General features: G+C 67.6%; 17 protein-coding genes. 11 read left to right on the top strand and 6 right to left on the bottom strand.

Annotation, left to right across the window (positions count from 1 at the left end; genetic code table 11):
• Positions 1–780: a GntR family transcriptional regulator gene (locus ACI7BZ_RS00205; RefSeq protein WP_414115203.1), complete on the bottom strand. Its 780-nt coding sequence runs from the start codon at positions 778–780 to the stop codon at positions 1–3.
• 123 nt (positions 781–903) lie between these two features.
• Between ACI7BZ_RS00205 and ACI7BZ_RS00200 the strand changes: the two genes are divergently transcribed.
• Positions 904–2436 carry a D-arabinonate dehydratase gene (locus ACI7BZ_RS00200; protein ID WP_414115202.1) on the top strand — a complete coding sequence of 511 codons (1533 nt, stop codon included), beginning with the start codon at positions 904–906 and terminating at the stop codon, positions 2434–2436.
• A 26-nt stretch (positions 2437–2462) separates the two neighbouring features.
• Here the strand turns inward: ACI7BZ_RS00200 and ACI7BZ_RS00195 are convergent, their stop codons facing one another.
• Positions 2463–3140 carry a GntR family transcriptional regulator gene (locus tag ACI7BZ_RS00195; protein WP_414115201.1) on the bottom strand — a complete coding sequence of 226 codons (678 nt, stop codon included), beginning with the start codon at positions 3138–3140 and terminating at the stop codon, positions 2463–2465.
• Positions 3141–3342: 202 nt separating this feature from the next.
• Here ACI7BZ_RS00195 and ACI7BZ_RS00190 point away from each other — a divergent pair, with 202 nt between their 5' ends.
• From ACI7BZ_RS00190 to ACI7BZ_RS00165, 6 genes are all read left to right on the top strand, one after another.
• Positions 3343–4329, top strand: a complete 987-nt coding sequence (locus ACI7BZ_RS00190; protein WP_414115200.1) for a TRAP transporter substrate-binding protein — start codon at positions 3343–3345, stop codon at positions 4327–4329.
• 130 nt (positions 4330–4459) lie between these two features.
• The gene (locus ACI7BZ_RS00185) at positions 4460–5017 is read left to right on the top strand and encodes a TRAP transporter small permease (RefSeq protein ID WP_414115199.1); all 558 of its coding nucleotides are present in this window, start codon (positions 4460–4462) and stop codon (positions 5015–5017) included.
• A 17-nt stretch (positions 5018–5034) separates the two neighbouring features.
• Positions 5035–6315: a TRAP transporter large permease gene (locus tag ACI7BZ_RS00180; protein WP_414115198.1), complete on the top strand. Its 1281-nt coding sequence runs from the start codon at positions 5035–5037 to the stop codon at positions 6313–6315.
• Between the two features lie 62 nt (positions 6316–6377).
• Positions 6378–7235, top strand: a complete 858-nt coding sequence (kduI, locus tag ACI7BZ_RS00175; RefSeq protein ID WP_414115197.1) for a 5-dehydro-4-deoxy-D-glucuronate isomerase — start codon at positions 6378–6380, stop codon at positions 7233–7235.
• 8 nt (positions 7236–7243) lie between these two features.
• Positions 7244–8008 carry a 2-dehydro-3-deoxy-D-gluconate 5-dehydrogenase KduD gene (gene kduD, locus ACI7BZ_RS00170; protein WP_414115196.1) on the top strand — a complete coding sequence of 255 codons (765 nt, stop codon included), beginning with the start codon at positions 7244–7246 and terminating at the stop codon, positions 8006–8008.
• 50 nt (positions 8009–8058) lie between these two features.
• On the top strand, positions 8059–8421 hold the full coding sequence (locus ACI7BZ_RS00165; protein WP_414115195.1) for a cupin domain-containing protein: 363 nt from the start codon (positions 8059–8061) through the stop codon (positions 8419–8421).
• 63 nt (positions 8422–8484) lie between these two features.
• Here the strand turns inward: ACI7BZ_RS00165 and ACI7BZ_RS00160 are convergent, their stop codons facing one another.
• The 3 genes from ACI7BZ_RS00160 to ACI7BZ_RS00150 form a co-directional block, all read right to left on the bottom strand.
• Complete coding sequence (locus tag ACI7BZ_RS00160; RefSeq protein WP_414115194.1) at positions 8485–8805, bottom strand: DUF167 family protein; 321 nt, start codon at positions 8803–8805, stop codon at positions 8485–8487.
• 20 nt (positions 8806–8825) lie between these two features.
• Positions 8826–9116 carry a YggT family protein gene (locus ACI7BZ_RS00155; protein ID WP_414115193.1) on the bottom strand — a complete coding sequence of 97 codons (291 nt, stop codon included), beginning with the start codon at positions 9114–9116 and terminating at the stop codon, positions 8826–8828.
• A 111-nt stretch (positions 9117–9227) separates the two neighbouring features.
• A complete protein-coding gene (locus tag ACI7BZ_RS00150; RefSeq protein WP_414115192.1) occupies positions 9228–9449 on the bottom strand; it encodes a hypothetical protein in 222 nt (73 codons plus the stop codon).
• Positions 9450–9686: 237 nt separating this feature from the next.
• Here ACI7BZ_RS00150 and ACI7BZ_RS00145 point away from each other — a divergent pair, with 237 nt between their 5' ends.
• Positions 9687–10640: an acetyl-CoA carboxylase carboxyltransferase subunit alpha gene (locus ACI7BZ_RS00145; RefSeq protein WP_414115191.1), complete on the top strand. Its 954-nt coding sequence runs from the start codon at positions 9687–9689 to the stop codon at positions 10638–10640.
• A 183-nt stretch (positions 10641–10823) separates the two neighbouring features.
• Entirely contained in the window at positions 10824–12113 is a 1290-nt protein-coding gene (locus ACI7BZ_RS00140) for a hypothetical protein (protein WP_414115190.1), read from the top strand.
• A gap of 305 nt (positions 12114–12418) precedes the next feature.
• Here the strand turns inward: ACI7BZ_RS00140 and secA are convergent, their stop codons facing one another.
• On the bottom strand, positions 12419–15196 hold the full coding sequence (secA, locus tag ACI7BZ_RS00135; RefSeq protein ID WP_414115189.1) for a preprotein translocase subunit SecA: 2778 nt from the start codon (positions 15194–15196) through the stop codon (positions 12419–12421).
• 435 nt (positions 15197–15631) lie between these two features.
• Here secA and ACI7BZ_RS00130 point away from each other — a divergent pair, with 435 nt between their 5' ends.
• On the top strand, positions 15632–16948 hold the full coding sequence (locus ACI7BZ_RS00130) for an efflux RND transporter periplasmic adaptor subunit (protein WP_414115188.1): 1317 nt from the start codon (positions 15632–15634) through the stop codon (positions 16946–16948).
• A gap of 28 nt (positions 16949–16976) precedes the next feature.
• On the top strand, positions 16977–20204 hold the full coding sequence (locus ACI7BZ_RS00125) for an efflux RND transporter permease subunit (protein ID WP_414115187.1): 3228 nt from the start codon (positions 16977–16979) through the stop codon (positions 20202–20204).
• Positions 20205–20262: the final 58 nt, after the last annotated feature.

Genomic DNA, 20262 nt, shown 5'->3' with positions numbered 1-20262 from the left:
TCATTCTCGGGCAGTGCCGTGGTGCGCTGTGGCCCCGGCGGGCAGGGCGGCGGGCGCCCCTTCGAAATAGTCGGGATGGGACGCCACCAGCTCCGCCACCCCGGGGATGACCCGGCCCAGATGCGCCGCCATGGCCGCCTCCGCCCGGTCCGCATCCCCCGCCGCAATGGCTTCCGCCACCGCCGCATGCTCGGCGATGACGCTGGTGCGGCGGGCGTGGGAGGGCAGGGTGAGGAGGCGGCAGCGGTCCACATGCGCCTTCTCCTGGCGGATGACGCGCCAGATGTTGGGGTGGCCGGCAAGGTCGGAAATGGTCTGGTGGAAGGCTTCGTCGGCGGCGTGGAAATCGGCGAGGGCGCTGGCGCGGTGGGCGGCGCGCTGCTGGCGGATCAAGGCGTTGAGTGGCTCCACCAGGCCCCGGCGGTCCTTGTCTGCCGTTGCGGCAACCCGCGCGGCGGCCTCGCGCACGGCGGTGCGTTCCAGCGCGTTGCGGATGACCATGGCATCGCGCACCTCGGGCACGCTGATGCGCGACACGAAGGTGCCGTACTGGGGGAAGATGTCCACCAGCCGCTCATCCGCCAGCTTCAGGATGGCCTCGCGCACCGGCGTGCGGCTGACCCCGTAGGCGAGGGCAATCTGCTTTTCCTGCAACGCCATGCCGGGGGCGAGGGCCATGGTGATGATCGCGTCGCGCAGGTCGGCATGGATGCGGGCGGAGGCCGGAACGGCGCGTACGGTCTCGCTGCGGGTCGCACCCTTGCGCATGTGATCCGCCACGCCCACTGCCTCCCCGTCTGCAACCGCCGATGCGGCGTCACTCTTGCGGTGACCGGAATACTAATATATTAGCATATCAAACGCGTCAACGAAGGCGCTGCTTGCGAGGGGAGGAGCCCTGCCATGGAGATGGAAGCCGGCACCGCGCCGCGTGTCCTGAAGCTGTCGGCGAAGGACAATGTGGCCGTCGCGCTCGACGAGGTGCCGCGGGGTGCTCCGGTGGCAGGGGTCGTTGCCGGCGCGCGCATCCCCAAGGGGCACAAGTTCGCCTTCGAGGCGATCGCCGAAGGCGCTCCGGTGCTCAAGTTCGGCCAGGTCATCGGCTTTGCGGCGCAGCCCATCGCGCCCGGCGCCCACATCCACACCCATAATGTGGTGCTGCACGATTTCGCCCGTGATTATGCCTTTGCCGCCGATGCCACGGCCGACGTGCTGGTGCCGGCGGCGGAGCGCGCCACCTTCCAGGGCTTCCGGCGTTCCAACGGGCGCACCGGCACGCGCAACTATCTCGGCATCCTTACCAGCGTGAACTGCTCCGCCTCGGTGGCCCGCTTCGCCGCCCAGGCGGCCGAGCACGCGGGTCTGCTGGCGGATTTTCCCGGCATCGACGGCATCGTGCCCATCATCCACGGCACCGGCTGCGGCATGGCCGCCAAAGGGGAGGGGTACGACGTTCTCTCCCGCACCTTGTGGGGCTATGCCACCCATCCCAATTTCGCCGGGGTGGTGATGGTGGGCCTCGGCTGCGAGATGTTCCAGATCGCCCGCTTCAAGAGCGAGTACGGGGTGGAGGAGGCGGCGGGCTTCCGCACCCTGACCATCCAGGACGAGGGCGGCACGCGCCGCACGGTGGAGCATATTCTCGGCGCCCTGCGGGAGATGATCCCGGCCGCGGCGGCCGCCCGGCGGGAGACGCGCCCGGCCGCCGAGCTGGTGCTGGCGCTGCAGTGCGGCGGATCGGACGGCTATTCGGCGCTCACCGCCAATCCGGCGCTGGGGGTCGCCTCGGACCTACTGGTGGCCCATGGCGGCACCTCCATCCTGTCCGAAACGCCGGAGATCTATGGCGCGGAGCATCTGCTCACCCGCCGTGCCGCCACCCGTGCGGTGGGCGAGAAGCTGGTCTCGCGCATCAAGTGGTGGGAGGACTACACCGCGCGCAATGCCGGCGAGATGAACAACAATCCCTCGCCGGGCAACAAGGCGGGCGGCCTCACCACCATTTTGGAGAAGTCCCTGGGCGCGGCGGCCAAGGGCGGCACCTCCACCCTTCGCGCCGTCTATGAATATGCCGAGCCGGTCACCGAGCGCGGCTTCGTGTTCATGGATACGCCCGGCTACGACCCGGTGGCGGCCACCGGGCAGGTGGCGGGCGGGGCCAATGTCATCTGCTTCACCACCGGCCGCGGCTCGGCCTTCGGCTGCAAGCCGGCACCGTCCCTCAAGCTCGCCACCAACTCCGACATCTATCGCCGGATGGAGGAGGACATGGACATCAATTGCGGCGACGTGCTCGACGGCGTGCCGCTGGAGGAAAAGGGCCGCCAGATCTTCGCGGCGGTGCTGGACGTGGCCTCCGGTACCCGCACCAAGTCCGAAGCCCTCGGCTATGGCGATGCCGAGTTCGTGCCTTGGCAGATCGGCGCGGTGATGTGATGGATGCCGCCGCTGCTCCCGCGCGCCTATTCGAACAGGTCGGGGTGCTCGGCCTCCACCGTGGGCAGGGCCCGCAGGATCTCGCTCAGGTGCCGGCGCATGGCTTCGGCGGCGACCTCCCCGTCGGCGGCGTCCACGGCGGCGATGATGGCGCGGTGCTGGTCCACGAGGGCGGCCATGGTGTCGGCGCCGAACAGGGTGAGATGGCAGGCGCGGTCCATGTGGGCCTTGATGTCGCTGATGGCCTCCCACGCCATGGGGCAGCCGGCGCCCTCGCACAGGGCCACATGGAACAGTTCGTCATAGTGCTGGAAGGCGGCATGGTCGCCGCGCAGGGCGACCTTCTCCTGCAGATCGAGCAGGTCGGCGATGCGCAGTCGCGCGGCGGGATCGAAGCTGGCGGCGGCGCGGCGCGCCACGGCGCATTCGATGGCTTCGCGCACGAAGCGCGCCTGCATCATCTTGCGCACGGAAATCTTCACCACCACCGTGCCGCGCTGCGGCTGGATCTCCACCAGGCGGGTGCGCGCAAGGCCGATGAGCGCCTCGCGCACCGGCTGGCGCGACACCCCGTAGCGGGCCGCAATCTCCTGCTCCGACAGGCGTGTGCCGGGCGCCAGCTGCAGCGAGATGATGGCCTGCCTCAGCGCCGCCTCCAGGCGGTGCGCGGCAGAGCCCGTGGGCCCGACTGTAATGGCATCCATGCCCTAACGTCCCCGGTTGCGTCGTCAAAAATACTACCATACAAGATGGCGGTGGAAAGCTGCGATGCTCTGTTCCGCCCTCCGGGCCGGATGGCCGGCTGTGGCGGGCCATCCGCCGCAACCGCCATCGGATCGTCCTTCGATCCCAACACGACCTGGCCATGAAGGCCAAGCCAAGCGTTTGAATTCCAGGGAGAACGCCATGCTGTCACGTCGCCGTCTGTCCCGCTATGCCCTTGTTGCCGCAGCGCTCTGCGCCATGTCGGCGGCGCCCGCCGGCGCCCAGACCACCCTGCGCTCGGCCGATATCCACCCCGATGGCTACCCCACCGTCGATTCGGTGAAGTATTTCGGTGAGCTGATCGAGAAGAAGACCAACGGCAAGTACAAGGTTCAGGTGTTTTCCTCCGGCCAGCTCGGCGGCGAGAAGGACACCATCGAGCAGACGCGGTTCGGCGTCATCGACATGAACCGCATCAATACAGCGCCGTTCAACAATCTGATCCCCGAGACGGCGGTTCTCGGCATGCCGTTCCTGTTCCGCTCGGTGGACCACATGTACAAGGTGGTTGACGGGCCCATCGGGGCGGAGATCGCCAAGGCCTTCGAGCCTCATGGCCTGGTGGTGCTCGGCTTCTTCGATTCCGGCGCCCGCTCCATGTACAATTCCAAGAAGCCCATCAACACCCTCGCCGACATGAAGGGGATGAAGATCCGCGTCCAGCAGTCGGATCTTTTCATCGGCATGATCAATGCGCTGGGCGCCAACGCCACGCCCATGCCCTTCGGCGAGCTATATTCCGCGTTGCAGACCGGCCTCGTGGATGGTGCGGAGAACAACTATCCGTCCTACGATTCGGTGAAGCATTACGAGGTGGCGAAATATTATTCGCTCACCGAGCATTCCCTGGCGCCGGAAGTGTTCGTGATGTCCAAGCGCTCCTGGGACAAGCTCAGCCCTGCGGACCAGCAGGTGTTCCGCGAGGCAGGCCTCGAAGCCACGAAGAAGATGCGCGAGCTCTGGGCCAAGCGTGACGCCGAGGCCAAGGAGCATGTGGTGAAGGGTGGCGCCGTCATCAATGCGGTGGACAAGAAGCCCTTCATCGAGGCGATGAAGCCGGTCTACGACAAGTTCGTCACCTCCGAGAAGATGAAGGATCTCGTCAACCGCATCCGCGCGGTGGAGTGAACCTTGCCCGTGCCGTCCCCGGCCGCAAGGGCGGGGACGGCACGGCGGACCCGCCATGGGCCGCCGCCACCCTGACCCCAGCCGGACCATCGTCATCATGATCGAGCACAGCCTGAAAGGGAGCAAGGGCATGGAGCGCAAAGCCGCGCGCGACCCGGCCTCCGCCTCCCCGCTCCTGGCGCTGCGGCACGCCGTGCGCCTGCTCTCGCAGGTCGCCCTCATGATCTCCGGCGCCGGCCTGCTGGCCATGACGCTGGCGGTGTTCTGGCAGGTGATTGGCCGCTATGTCCTCAATGCCTCCCCCAGCTGGACCGAGCCGCTGTCGCTGCTGCTCATGAGCTGGTTCATCCTGCTGGGCGCTGCGGTGGGCGTGCGCGAGGGCATGCACCTGGGCTTCGAGATCGGCCTGCATTTCGCGCCGCCGCCGATCCGCCGCGCCATGGAGATCGCGACCCACCTGCTGGTGATGTTCTTCGGCGGGGCCATGGCTTGGTACGGCTGGGACCTCGCCATGGGCACCTGGAGCGCCAAGATGGCCGGCATCGACCTGCCGCAGGGGGTGGACTACCTGCCGCTGGTGGGCGGCGGCGCCCTCATCTGCCTGTTCTCGTTCGAGCGGCTGCTGAACGACCTCACCAGCAGGCGGGTCGCCGAAGTGCCGCTCGGCACGCTGCACACCACCGAATAGGACCGGAGGGACACCCCATGGCCATGACGATCCTGTTCGGCGTGTTCGCCGTGCTGCTGCTCATCGGCACGCCGGTGGCGTTCTGCCTCGGCCTCGCCTCGCTGGCGACCGTGATCTACCTGGATTTGCCGCCGGTGGTGGTGTTCCAGCAGGTGAATTCGGGCATGAACGCCTTCTCCATGCTGGCGATCCCCTTCTTCATCTTCGCCGGCGACCTGATGATGCGCGGCGGCATCGCCGACCGGCTCATCGGCATGGCGGCGTCCCTGGTGGGGCACCTGCGCGGCGGCCTCGGCCAGGTGAATGTGGTGGCCTCCACCCTGTTCGGCGGCATCTCCGGCTCGGCGGTGGCCGACGCTTCGGCCATCGGCGGCATCATGATTCCGCAGATGGCGCGCCACGGCTATGGCCGCGACTATGCGGTGAACGTGACGGTGAGCGCCGCCATCATCGCCCTGATGATCCCGCCGTCCCACAACATGATCACCTATTCCCTGGCGGCGGGGGGCACCATCTCCATCGCCGATCTGTTCACCGCCGGCATCCTGCCGGGCATCCTGCTGGCGGCGGCGCTGATGGTCACGGCCTATGTGGTGGCGCGCCAGCGCGGCTATCCGGCCGGGGTCTTTCCCGGCTGGCACGCGGTGCTGCGGGCGGTGGTGGCGGCGGTGCCGGGCATCCTGCTCATCGGCATCATCTTCGGCGGGGTGCGCTCGGGCATCTTCACGGCCACGGAAAGCTCCTGCATCGCCGTCATCTATGCCCTCCTGGTGACGACGCTGGTCTACCGGGAGATGGACTGGAACGCCTTCCTGGAGGCGACGCTGGGGGCGGTGCGCACCACCGCCATGGTGCTGCTGGTGATCGGCACGGCCGCATCCTTCGGCTGGCTCATGGCCTTCCTGCAGGTGCCGAAGGCCGCCACCGAGGCGATGCAGGCCATCTCCTCCAATCCCTATGTGATCCTCCTGCTCATCAACATCGTGCTCCTGGTCCTCGGTACCTTCATGGACATGGCGCCGATGATCATCATCTGCACCCCCATCTTCCTGCCGCTGGTGAAGGCCTTCGGCATCGACCCGGTGCATTTCGGCGTCATCCTCATCCTGAACGCCGGCATCGGGCTGAACACGCCGCCGGTGGGCTCGGTGCTGTTCGTGGGCTGCGCGGTGGGCAAGATCTCCATCGGCGACGCCATGAAGACCATCTGGCCCTTCTTCGGCGCCTCGGTGGCGGTGCTGCTGGTGGTGACCTACGTGCCGGCGGTTTCCCTCTGGCTGCCTTCCCTGTTCCGCTGACCGCTTTCTTCTGCGCCATTGCGGGCGCCTCGCGCGCCGGCCTTTCCATGTGAGGTTGAGACATGACGACCCCCGTGCGCCAGATCATCGACGTGCGCCACGTGCACCACCAGAGCGCGGTGAAGAACTTCGACACCGCCGCCCTGCGCGGTGCCTTCCTGGTGGAGCGCCTGTTCGCGCCGGGCGAGGTGCTGCTCACCTACAGCCACGTGGAGCGCTTCATCATCGGCGGGGCCACGCCCGCCGCCACGCCGCTGACGCTGGAGAGCGACAAGGCCACCATCGGCTCGCCGGGCTTCCTCGACCGGCGGGAACTGGGCGTGTTCAACATCGGCGGCGCCGGCACCGTGACGGCGGACGGGGTGGCCTACCCGCTGGGCCATCGCGATGCGCTCTATGTGGCCATGGGAACGAAGGACGTGACCTTCGCCTCCGACGATCCGGCGGCCCCCGCCCGCTTCTACCTGCTCTCCACCCCGGCCCATGCCCGCTACGAAACCAAGGTGGTGAAGGTGGCCGAGGCCAGGCAGATGCCGCTGGGCGACACCGCCACCGCCAACAAGCGCACCATCTTCCAGATGATCCACCCGGATGTGGTGAAATCCTGCCAGCTGGTCATGGGCATGACCCGGCTGGAGGAGGGCAGCGTGTGGAACACCATGCCCTGCCACGTCCATGACCGGCGCTCCGAGGTCTATCTCTATTTCGACGTGGCGCCCGATGCCCGCATCATCCACCTGATGGGCGAGCCGGACGAGACCCGCCATCTGGTGGTGGCGGACGGGCAGGCGGTGATCTCCCCGCCCTGGTCCATCCATTCGGGCTGCGGCACCCGCGCCTACACCTTCATCTGGGGCATGGGCGGCGACAATATCGACTATACGGACATGGACATGGTGGCCATGGACCAGCTGAAGTGAGCGCCGGCATGACCCGCCCGGCCGCCTCCTTCGACCTTTCCGGCAAGCGCGCCGTGGTTACCGGCGCCAATACCGGCCTCGGCCAGGCCGTCGCGGTGGCGCTCGGCGCCGCCGGGGCGCAGGTGGTGGGCGTCGGCCGCTCCGCCATGGACGAGACGGCGGACCTCGTGCGTGCCGCCGGCGCCGGCTTCACCCCCATCGCCGCCGACCTTGCCACGCTGGAGCCCATCGGCCGCATTGTCGAAGAGGCGGGGGCCGGCGGGCGCATCGACATCCTCGTCAACAATGCCGGCATCATCCGCCGCGCCGACGCCATCGACTTTTCCGAAGCGGACTGGGACGACGTGATGAACGTCAACCTCAAGTCCGCTTTCTTCCTCACCCAGGCGGTGGCGCGCGGGATGCTGGCGGACGGGCAGGGGGGCAAGGTGATCAACATCGCCTCGCTGCTCTCCTTCCAGGGCGGCATCCGCATTCCCTCCTACACCGCCAGCAAGAGCGGGCTCGCCGGCCTCACGCGCCTTCTGGCCTGCGAATGGGCCGGGCGCGGCATCAATGTGAATGCCATTGCCCCCGGCTATTTCGTCACCAACAACACCCAGGCGCTGCGCGAGGACGAGGCGCGCACCGCCGCCATTCTCGCCCGCATCCCGGCGGGGAAATGGGGCGATCCCTCCGATCTCGGCGGAGCGGCGGTGTTCCTGGCATCGCGCGCGGCCGATTATGTGCATGGCATCGTGCTGCCGGTGGATGGCGGCTGGCTGGCCCGCTGAGCCGGACGCATCTGGACAGGCGCAGGGCCACATCAATTCAGGAGAGACCCATGAGCAGCACGCACAGCACCAAGGGCGATGTCTTCGCCTTCGCCGCCACCGCGCCGGTGGAGGTGCTGGACGAGGTGGTGAGCCGGCAGATCCTCACCTTCAACGACGAAATCATGATGGTGCGGGTGATCTTCAAGCAGCCCGGCCCGGGCGGCGTGCCACACAGCCACCCCCATGTGCAGATCACCAGCGTGGAGAGCGGCGTGTTCGACCTCACCATCGACGGGCGCACCGAGCGGCTGAAGGCGGGGGACAGCTTCTATGTGCCCTCCGGCGTCCACCATGGCGCGGTCTGCATCGAACCCGGCGTGCTGGTGGACGTGTTCACGCCCATGCGCGCGGATTTCGTGACGCCGGCCTGAGGCCCGCCCCGTTACGGCGAAGGGCCGGATTCCGGCCGTCCCCCACCCCGGGGGGCGGGACATTCAGCGCCCGCCGGCATCCGCCTTTGCGGTGAGCGCCATGGCCAGGGCCGGCCCGTCGCCGGAAATGCGGAAGGTCTTCACCCGCGCCGTGGCGCCCGAGGTGAGCTTCACCTGCGACGGCGCCACGCCGGCCGCGTCCGCCAGCACACGGGCCACCGCCGCCGTGGCGGCGCCGTCCTCCGGCACGGCGCGCACCCGCACCTTCAGGATCTCCCGCCCGTCGGACAGGCTGGCGCGCCCGTCCAGCCCGTCGCGCCCGCCGCGGGGCGTGGCGCGGACGGTCACTTCCAGCCCGTCCGGCAGCAGCTTCAGGAATGACACCACCAGCGCCCCGGCGGTGCTCAGAACACGTTGGGGTAGATGTAGTAGGCGATCACCTGCTGGAGGAAGAAGATCAGCAGGATGAGGATCATCGGCGACAGGTCGATGCCGCCGAGATCGGGCATGACCCGGCGGATGGGGGCCAGGGCCGGCTCGGTCACGCGGAAGAGGAACTCGCCCACGCTCCGCACGAACGAGTTGTAGCGGTTCACCACATTGAAGGCGACCAGCCAGGACAGCACCGCGGCCGCAATCAGCAGCCACACATAAAGTTGCAGAACGACAAGGATGACGTCGAGCAGCGCGCGCATCGCAGAAAGGGTCCCCGGGGAGTTGCTGCACAGCAATAGCCCTCCGGGGGGGCATTGAACAAGGCCGCCCGTGCGTCGCGACGGGCGCAGGGCCGCGCCGAAGCGTCGCCCTCAGCCGGTGGAGTCCGCATCCTGCGGCCGGCGCGGATCGGCAAGGGCGCCAGCGCCGGGGGTGCGGTCCGGGTCCATCAACTCCGGGCGGGCATGGGGGCCGGCGGCGGGGTAGTCCGCAACGCCGCCGTGCGGGTCGGGCACCGCCGGCCGTGCCTTTGCCGGGGCGCAATCACGCCCCTGTTTGTGCTCAGTCTTGTGCTTATGCTTGTGTGCGGGCATGGAAGCCTCCTGTCCTGCGTGAACAACGCCGCGCGGCCCGCCCGGGTTGCAGGCTGCGGCGCTCCGGCGCACTCTGCCGCACCCGCCGGGGGGACATGCCGGTTGATCCGCCCGCTTGACTTGGCCGCTTGACTTGGCTGCTTGACTTGCCCGCTTGACTTGGCGCGCCCGCAGAGGCAGCTTCCGCCCGCGTCGGGGGGGCGCCGCATTCGACCCCCTCCAACCCCATGGACCCTCATGCGCAGCTATCTGGACTTCGAGAAGCCGGTCGCCGAACTCGAGGCCAAGGTTGAGGAGTTGCGCACGCTCGCTTCCTCGGGTGAAGGCGTGGCCATCACCGATGAGGTGCAGCGGCTGGAGGCGAAGGCGCGCGAGGCGCTCCTCGCCCTCTACGCCAACCTCACCCCCTGGCAGAAGACCCTGGTGGCCCGCCATCCGCAGCGGCCCCATTTCGCCGATTTCGCCCGGACCCTGTTCGAGGATTTCACGCCGCTGGCCGGCGACCGCAAATATGGCGAGGATGAAGCCATCATCGGCGGCTTCGCCCGCTTCCGCGGGGAGAGCGTGTGCGTGCTGGGCCACGAGAAGGGCTCCACCACCGAAACCCGCATCCGGCACAATTTCGGCATGGCCCGCCCGGAGGGCTACCGCAAGGCCGCGCGCATCATGGAGCTGGCAGACCGCTTCGCGGTGCCGGTGATCGCGCTGGTGGACACGGCGGGCGCCTATCCCGGCATCGGCGCCGAGGAGCGCGGGCAGGCGGAGGCCATCGCCCGCTCCACCGATGCGTGCCTGGCCCTGTGCGTTCCCAATGTCGCGCTCGTCATGGGCGAGGGCGGCTCGGGCGGCGCCATCGCGCTCGCCACCGCCAACCGGGTGCTGATGATGGAGCATGCCATCTACAGCGTCATCTCACCGGAAGGGGCGGCCTCCATCCTGTGGCGCGATACCGCCAAGGCGCAGGATGCGGCCACCAACATGAAGATCACCGCCCAGGACCTGCTGCGCTTCGGCGTCATCGACACCATCGTCAAGGAGCCTGCCGGCGGCGCCCATCGCGACCCCGAGGCGGCCATCGCGGCGGCGGGGGAGGCCATCGCCGATGCGCTCTCCTCGCTGTCCGGCCTGGACGGCGCCGCGGTGCGCAAGGCGCGGCGCGACAAGTTTCTGGCCATCGGCCGCAATCTTTAACCATGTGCGCGGGGCAGGGGGGCGCTCGCGGGCCTGCTCCTCATCTTGGCCGCATTTGCCTTATTGTCTCCATGGGGTCGGCCGGGAGGCCGGAGCGGCGCAGGTCGCTCCGCACCGGGCCATGAGGGGCGGGGTGCCGACCTTGGGGCGCACCGCACCCTGTACGGACCGAGGAGTTCTGCGTTGAACCGTCCGGCGACGACATTCGCGACCCGCGCCCGCATGGTGGCCCTTGCCGCCACCACCGCGCTTGCGCTTGCGGCCTGCAACCAGACCGACGAGGTGGCGCGCAAGGCCAACAAGCCGTTGTCGCCGCAGATGGTTTCCCTGCTCGGCCAGAAGGAGATGGCGCCGTCGAGCCCGATGCTGGTGCGCATCTTCAAGGAAGAATCCGAGCTTGAGGTGTGGAAGGTCGCGTCCGACGGCTCGTTCGCGCTTCTGAAGACCTATCCCATCTGCCGCTGGTCCGGCGAGCTCGGCCCCAAGGTGCGCATGGGCGACCGGCAGGCGCCCGAGGGCTTCTATGCCATCACGCCGGGACAGATGAACCCCAACTCGTCTTATTATCTCTCCTTCAACCTCGGCTTCCCCAATGCCTACGACAAGGCATACGGGCGCACCGGCGAATTCCTCATGGTGCACGGCGATTGTTCCTCCGCCGGCTGCTACGCCATGACCGACGAGCAGATTTCGGAGATCTTCTCCCTGGCGCGCGAGAGCTTCGCCGGCGGGCAGCGCTCGTTCCAGGTGCAGGCCTATCCCTTCCGCATGACGCCGAAGAACCTGGCCAAGCACCGCAACAACCCCAACATGGCTTTCTGGCGCAACCTGAAGCAGGGCTACGACCATTTCGAGGTCACCCGGCAGGAGCCGAAGGTGAATGTGTGCAACCGCGGCTATGTGTTCGACGCCGAGCCGGCGCCCGGGCGCAGCTTCGACGCCGCCCAATTCTGCCCGCCCTATCAGGTGGCGCCGCAGGTGGCATCCGCCGTGGCCCAGAAGCAGCGGAGCGACGAGGCGCAGATCGCCTCGCTGGTGCCGGTTGCCCCCACGGCTCCCGTGAAGACCGGCAGCGACGGCGGCATGCACCCGGTGTTCCTCGCCAAGATCAAGGAGCGCGAGAGCGGCCAGCTGTCCTTCGCCGAGGCGCCGGGCACCATTCCCGAGGATGTGCGGCCGCCCAAGCTCACCGCGGAAGCCCTCGCCGCCGCGGCCGCGACGGCGGCGGTGAACGGGTCGCCGGTGCCGACCGGCGAGGCGGTGGCTCCCGTGGCCCCGGCTGCGCCTGCCGCCACGACGGCGGCGACTGCAGGCACCGCGCCGGTGCCGCCGGCCAGGCCTGCCACGGCGGCGGCGGGAACCGCCGCACCCGGAAAGCCCGTCTCTTCGGCTGCCCGGCCCGCGACGGTGGCCAGCGCCGGCACCCTTACGCCGCCCGGCGCGGTGACCACCACCGGCAGCCTGCCGCAATAGGGCCGGCGCCGCTTCGGCGTTGATCCGAGAGTTTTCAGTAAGCCGTGGGCGATGGACCATGCCGTTGGAGCTGCCTTGCGGCTCCCGGCGCCCATGCGCGTGGCCCTGTCTGGCCCGCGCAGGGGAAATGATGCGCAAACATCGCCAGCCGCGGTGGCGGTACGCTCAATCTCGCAAGCCGGCCCGGCGCCCCAGCGGATGGCCGGGTGCCGGGGCTGATGGCGGCTCCGGGCCTTCCCTTGAATTTCGAAGGGCACTGTGCTGGGACGGGAACAGATTCTGTTCCCGTCCGTGTCCCCCGCGCCTCAGCCGAAGCGGCCGTGGCAGTGCTTGTATTTCTTGCCGGAGCCGCAGGGGCAGACCTCGTTGCGGCCCACCTTGCCCCAGGTGCTGGGGTCGTTGGGGTCGCGCTCGGCCACTGCCAGGTCGCCGGAAAGCAGCGGCAGGGGGCGGCTGCCGAGAGCGGCCGCGGCGTCCGCCAATTCGTCCTCGCCGGTGAAGGGGTCGGCGTGGTGGGCCTCCATGGGGGGGAGCTCCTCCATGGGCGGCTGGGCCACGATCTCCACCCGCATGAGCTGGGCGGTGACGATCTCGCGCAGGCGGTTCAGCAGGGCGGAGAAGAGGTTGAAGGCCTCGGACTTGTATTCGTTCAGGGGGTCGCGCTGGGCATAGCCGCGCAGGCCCACCACCTGGCGCAGGTGGTCCAGCATGCCGATATGCTCGCGCCACAGGTGGTCCAGCGTCTGGAGAAGGATGGACTTCTCCACATAGCGCATGATGTCCGGCCCGTACTGGGCGGCCTTGGCGGCCATGATCTCGTCGGCGCGGCGCAGGATGCGCTCGGTCACCTCGGGGCCGGCGATGCCCTCTTCCTGGGCCCACGCCTTCACCGGCAGGTCGAGCGCCAGCATGTCCTTGAGGGCGGTGTCGAGCCCCTCCACGTCCCACTGCTCGGGATAGGCGTTTTCAGGAATGTGCTTGGCGACGATCTCGGTGATGAGGGCGTGGCGCATGTCCTCCACGGTCTCGGCCACGTCGTCGTCGTTCATCAGTTCCAGGCGCTGTTCGAACACCACCTTGCGCTGGTCGTTGAGCACGTCGTCATACTTCAGGAGGTTCTTGCGGATGTCGTAGTTCCGCGCCTCCACCTTCTGCTGCGCCTTTTCCAGCGCCTTGTTGATCCAGGGGTGGATGATGGCCTCGCCTTCCTTCAGGCCGAGACGCTGCAGCATGCCGTCGAGCCGGTCGGACCCGAAGATGCGCATCAGGTCGTCTTCCAGCGACAGGAAGAACTTGGAATGGCCGGGGTCGCCCTGGCGGCCGGAGCGGCCGCGCAGCTGGTTGTCGATGCGCCGGCTCTCGTGGCGCTCGGTGCCGAGCACGTAAAGGCCACCGGCGGCCAGGGCCTTCTGCTTCAGGGCCTCCACCTCGGCGCGGATCTGCGCTTCCGCGGCGGCGCGTTCCTCGCCCTCGGGCATGTCCTTGAGCTCGTTGGCGATGCGCATCTCCGCCGAGCCGCCGAGCTTGATGTCGGTGCCGCGGCCGGCCATGTTGGTGGCGATGGTGATCGCCCCCGGCACGCCCGCCTGGGAGACGATGTAGGCCTCCTGCTCGTGATAGCGCGCGTTCAGCACGGCGAACGCCTTGCCGTTGGCGCCCTTGCCGGTGAAGGCGTCGGGGTCGGAATAGTCCTTCTGCTGGAAGCCGGCCTGCTTCAGCAGCTCGGCGAGCAGCTCGGACTTCTCGATGGAGGTGGTGCCCACCAGCACGGGCTGACCGCGCTCCGAGCACTCCTTGATGAGCTCGATGATGGCGGCGTACTTCTCGCCTGCTGTACGGTAAACCTCGTCATCGTCATCGATGCGCGAGATCTGGACGTTGGTGGGCACTTCCACCACTTCCAGCTTGTAGATGTCGGCAAATTCCGCCGCCTCGGTGTTGGCGGTGCCGGTCATGCCGGCGAGCTTCTGGTAGAGGCGGAAGTAATTCTGGAAGGTGATGGAGGCGAGCGTCTGGTTCTCGGGCTGGACCTGGACGTGCTCCTTGGCCTCCAGAGCCTGGTGCAGGCCTTCCGAATAGCGCCGGCCGGGCATCATGCGGCCGGTGAACTCGTCGATGATCACCACTTCGCCGTTGCGGACGATATAGTCCTTGTCCCGCTGGAACAGGGTATGGGCGCGCAGGCCCTGGTTCACGTGGTGCACCACCGAGACGTTCTCGATGTCGTAGAGCGAATCGGACTTCAGGAGGCCGGCCGCCTGGAGCATCTGCTCCATCTTCTCCATGCCGGCCTCGGTCATGGTGACCGCGCGCTGCTTCTCGTCCACCTCGTAGTCTTCCTTGCCGAGGCGGGGGATGTAGGTGTCGATGGTGTTGTAGAAGTCGGAGCGGTCGTCGAGCGGGCCGGAAATGATGAGGGGCGTGCGTGCCTCGTCCACCAGGATGGAGTCCACCTCGTCCACGATGGCGTAGAAATGCGGGCGCTGCACCATCTGGGCGCGCTCGTATTTCATGTTGTCGCGCAAATAGTCGAAGCCCAGCTCGTTGTTGGTGGCATAGGTCACGTCCGCCTCATAGGCGGCGCGACGCTCGTCGTCGTCGAGGCCGTGGACGATGATGCCGGTGGAAAGGCCAAGGAAGCGGTAGAGCCGCCCCATCCATTCGGCGTCGCGCCGGGCAAGGTAGTCGTTCACCGTCACCACGTGCACGCCCTTGCCGGCCAGGGCATTGAGGTAGACCGGCAGGGTGGCGACCAGGGTCTTGCCTTCGCCGGTCTTCATCTCGGCGATGCCGCCCTCGTGCAGCACCATGCCGCCGATCAGCTGCACGTCGAACGGCCGCATGCCCAGCGCGCGCCTGGCGCCCTCGCGCACGGTGGCGAAGGCGGGCACCAGCAGGTCGTCCAGCGATGCGCCCTCGGCGATCTGCCGGCGAAAATCCTGCGTGCGCGCGCGCAGCGCCTCATCCGAGAGGGCTTCCAGCTCTTTTTCGAGCGCATTGATGGCCTGGACGCGGGGACGGTATCCCTTGACCCTGCGATCATTCGCGGAGCCGAAGAGCTTGCGGGCAAGTCCACCTAACATGGTATTCTCTGTTCCGATCCGTCAGGTCACAAGGAGGGCGGAGACGGGCCGCCGGACCCTCCGGGGAATGGTGTGCCTATGGACGACCGCAATACGGCACCAGCAAGTCGAACGGGCGCAGGACGCGGGCGCAGCCGGGACGGCGCGCGGCCAGAACCTGAACATCCCTTTCGCAGGCAGCACACCGAGCGGACACTTATGAACCGGTCGGGGCAATGTCAATGCGAGAGGGCCGGCTGGCGCTAGGGCAGGAACCGGCCGGAGGGGGGCGATGGGGCCGGTGGGTCGCCCGCGGAGCGGATGAAAGGGCCCAAATTTTCCCGCCAGGCTGCGGTATTCTGGGCCGCAAGATGGTGGTCGCCCCCAATCCTCTCATGGACACGTCATGACCCCGTGCTTAGTATCCGCCGCAACTGCACAATGGGGGATCGTGGCATGGTGGGGGGTAACGGGGTGTCGAGCGGGCTGCGCCGGGGTACCGTGGCGCTTTGCGCGACCTTTCTGCTCGCCGCCTGCGAGGAGAAAAACACCTACGTCGCACCACCGCCGCCCAAGGTTACGGTCGCCCCGGTGCTGGAGCAGCCGGTTACCCGCTTCCTGGAACTCACCGGCAATACCGCGGCCATCAATTCGGTGGACCTGAATGCCCGCGTGCAGGGCTTCCTGACCGCCATCAACTACAAGGACGGCCAGTTTGCCCGTAAGGGCTCCGTGCTGTTCGTGATCGAGCAGGACCAGTACAAGGCCCAGGTGGACCAGGCCAAGGCCACCCTCGCCGCCAACGAGGCGTCGCAGGTGCAGGCGGAAGCCGAGTATAACCGCCAGGCGCAGCTGGCCAAGCAGGACTTCGCCTCGCAGGCCACCCTCGACCAGGCCCGCGCCAAGCGCGATTCGGCCGTGGCCAACGTGGCCAATGCGCAGGCCTCCCTGGTGCTCGCCCAGATCAATCTGGGTTATACACAGGTCAGCGCGCCGTTCGACGGGGCGGTGACCGCCCATCTTCAGGATGTGGGCGCCCTGGTGGGTTACAGCGGGCCCACCAAGCTCGCGAGCATCGTCCAGCTCAATCCCATCTGGGTCTGGTTCACCCTGAGCGAGCAGCAGGTTCTGCGCATCAAGGAGCACCTGGCCAGGCAGGGCAAATCGCTGATGGCGCTCACCCGCGACCTCGACGATATCCCGATCGAGATCGGCCTGCAGACCGAGACGGGCTATCCCCACCGCGGCCGCATCGACTATGTGGCGCCGCAGGTGGACCCCAGCCTGGGCACGCTCACCGTGCGCGGCATCTTCACCAACGACGACTTCGCCCTGCTGCCCGGCCTGTTCACCCGGGTGCGCGTGCCGCTGGGCCAGGCGAGCACCACGGTTCTGGTGCCTGATTCGGCCATCAGCACCAGCCAGCAGGGCTCCTATGTGCTGACGGTCAACGCCGAGAACGTGGTGTCCCAGGCCCTCGTCACCCTCGGCCAGCTCCAGGCCGACGGGCTGCGCGCCATCGAAGGCGGGCTCAAGGCCACCGACCGCATCATCATCAATGGCATTCAGCGCGCGGTGCCGGGCTCGAAGGTGGACGTGGAGGTGGGCAAGATCGCCGGCCTGGCACCGCCTACGCCGGTTGCGGGCCAGCCTCTGGCGAAGCCGGCGGGCATCGCCCCGGCCAATGCGCCGGCGGTGGCGGCCCCGTCGGTGGCGCCCACGCTGCCGAATAACGCCAGCAGCGCCCCGGCGCCCGCGGCGCCGAAGAACTGACCCCGCCCTCGAACGTCAGGCAGCGCCCATGATCTCGCGCTTTTTCATCGAGCGGCCGGTCCTTTCGAACGTGCTCGCGCTCGTCTTCGTGCTGATCGGGCTTGTCTCGCTCATGCGCCTGCCGGTGTCGCAGTATCCCAACATCGTGCCGCCCACCGTATCGGTGTCCACCACCTATCCCGGCGCCTCGGCCAAGACCCTCATCGACACGGTCGCCCTGCCCATCGAGCAGCAGGTGAACGGCGTCGAGGGCATGCTCTACATGCAGTCGTGGTCGGCATCGGACGGCACCTACACGCTGATCGTGACCTTCGCCATCGGCACCGATCCGAACATGGCGCAGGTGCTGGTGCAGAACCGCGTCAACATCGCCCTCGCCTCGCTGCCCACGGCGGTGCAGGCGCAGGGCGTGACCATTCTGCAGAAGGGCACCTCGATCCTCGAGTTCGTGACCCTGATCTCGCCGGACGGGCGCTATGACGGGCTGTTCCTGAACAATTACGCCATCATCAACATCCAGAACGAGCTGGAGCGCCTGGATGGCGTGGCCAACGTGGCGGTGTTCGGCGCCGGCACCTACGCCCTGCGCATCTGGATGGACCCGGACCGCATGCAGGCGTTCGGGCTCACCCCCACCGACATCTCCAATGCCATCCAGAAGCAGAGCCAGGAAGTCACGCCCGGCCAGCTCGGCATGCCGCCGGCGCCGTCGAACGCCGGCTTCCAATATACGGTCAACATCAAGGGCCGGCTCGACGACGCCTCGGACTACGAGAACATCATCGTCAAGGTGGACAATACGGACGGCGGGCGGATCGTCCGCATCCGCGACATCGGCCGGGTGGAGCTGGGTGCGCAGAGCTATTCCAAGAACTTCACCCAGGACAACAAGCCTGCGGCCGGCATCGGCATCTTCCAGCTCCCCTCCGCCAACGCCCTCAGCGTGTCCGAGCTCGTCGCCGCCAAGATGGAGGAACTGAAGAAGACCTTCCCCGAAGGGCTCGAATACAACATTCCCTTCAACACCACCTTGTTCGTCACCGCCTCCATCGACGAAGTGTGGAAGACCCTGTTCGAAGCGGCGCTGCTGGTGCTGGTGGTGATCCTGCTGTTCCTGCAGGACTGGCGGGCCACCCTTGTGCCGGCGACGACCGTTCCGGTGACCATCATCGGCGCCTTCGCCGCCATGGACGCCATGGGCTTCACCATCAACCTCTCCACCCTGTTCGCCATCATCCTCGCCATCGGCATCGTGGTGGACGACGCCATCGTGATCGTGGAAGGCGTGGCGCGGCATATCGAGGAGGGGATGGAGGGCCAGCCGGCGGCCGAAAAGGCCATGGACGAACTGTTCGGGCCGGTGGTGGGCATCACCCTGGTGCTGATGAGCGTGTTCCTGCCGGCCTCGTTCATTCCGGGCCTGACAGGGCAGATGTTCAAGCAATTCGCGCTGGTCATCGCCGCCACGGCCTTCATCTCGGCCATCAATGCGGCGACCCTGAAGCCCACCCAGTGCGCACTGTGGCTGCGCCAGCCGGTGCCGCCGGAGCAGCGCAACTTCATCTATCGCGGCTTCAACGCCATCTATGCCAGGGCCGAGCACGCCTATGCCGGCCTCATCGGCCGCATGGTGCACCATTCCAAGATCATGGTGCTGATCGCCCTGTCGCTCATGGGCCTTGCCGGCTGGGGCCTGACCCGGGTGCCCACCTCGTTCCTGCCCATCGAGGACCAGGGCTATTTCCTCGCGCATGTGCAACTGCCCGACGGGGCGAACATGAACCGCACCCAGCGGGTGATGTCGGACGTCACCGACCGGATCCTCAAGGTGCCTGGGGTGGCCACCGCGCTCGCCATCTCCGGCATCTCGGTGCTCGACAACTCGTCCACCCTCGCCAATGCGGGCGCCGTCTACATTCCCCTGAAGCCGTGGTCGGAGCGCTATGCCACCACCGGCCAGGACCTGCTCTCCATGTACCAGAACCTGAACGCGGCGGTGGGGAGCGTGGAGGAGGCGGAGATCCTCATCCTCGTGCCGCCGGCGATCCAGGGCATCGGCAACGCCGCCGGTTTCACCATGCAGCCGCAGTTGCGAAACGGCAATTTCGACTACCGCCTGCTGGAGCAGATCACCACCTCCATGGTGGACAAGGCCCGCGCCCAGTCGGCGCTCGCCCACGTCTCGTCCTCGTTCCGGGCCGGCGCGCCGCAGATCGAGGTGGAGATCAACCGCATCAAGGCGGAAACCCTGGGGGTGACGGTGGGGCAGGTGTTCACCACCATCTCGTCCTATCTGGGCTCCACCTACGTCAACCAGATCAACCGCTTCGGCAATGTGTTCCAGGTCTATGTGCAGGCGGAGGCGGGCTTCCGCGTGACGCCCTCGGACCTCATGAACCTGAAGATCCGCGTGCCCAACGGCGACATGGTGCCCCTTGGCACCCTGGTCACCGTGAAGATGGTGCAGGGGCCGCCGCTGATCTCGCTCTACAATCTGTATCCCAGCTCCACCATCGTCGGTGGGGAGGCCGCCGGCTTCTCGTCCGGCCAGGCGCTCTCGCTGATGGAGCAGATCGCCGCCGCCACCCTGCCGCCCGGCACCGGCTTCGAGTGGACCGCCATGTCCTACCAGGAGAAGGCGGTAGGCAATCAGATCTACTACGTGTTCGCCCTGGCCATCCTCCTGGTCTATTTCGTGCTGGCCGGCCAGTATGAAAGCTGGATCCAGCCCATGTCCGTCATCCTCGCCGTGCCGCTGGCGCTCTTGGGCACGGTGGGCGCGCTCATGGGGCTCGGTGTCTCCAACAACCTCTACACCCAGATCGGCCTCGTGCTGCTCATCGCCCTCGCCTCGAAGAATGCGATTCTCATCGTGGAATATGCCCGCGAGAAACGGGCCGAGGGCATGGACATCATGGATGCGGCGGTGGAGGCCTCGCGCCTCAGGTTCCGCCCCATCCTCATGACCTCCTTCGCCTTCATCCTGGGCGTGCTGCCCCTGGTGTTCGCCACCGGCGCCGGCGCCAATTCCCGCAAGTCCATCGGCATCGCCGTGGTTTCGGGCATGCTGGCTTCCACCTGCCTTGCCGTGCTGTTCGTGCCGTCCTTCTACACGGTGCTCCAGCGCTTCGAGGAGAAGCTGAAGGGCAAGAAGAAGAAGACTGGCGGCCCCGCGCCTCACCCGCCCGAGGCCCCGTCGCCGGATGCGCCCGGTGCCCCGGTGCCCCCGGCGCCCCCGGCGCCCGCATCTGCCTGAAGGCGATGCTCCGGCTCTGCGACGTTGCGCGGCATCTGCCTGATTTCGAGGCGGATGC

Origin of the sequence: Xanthobacter sp. AM11 (assembly GCF_047444035.1) — a bacterium.
Taxonomy (GTDB): Bacteria; Pseudomonadota; Alphaproteobacteria; order Rhizobiales; family Xanthobacteraceae; genus Xanthobacter.
This window is presented reverse-complemented; position numbering and strand designations above follow the sequence as displayed.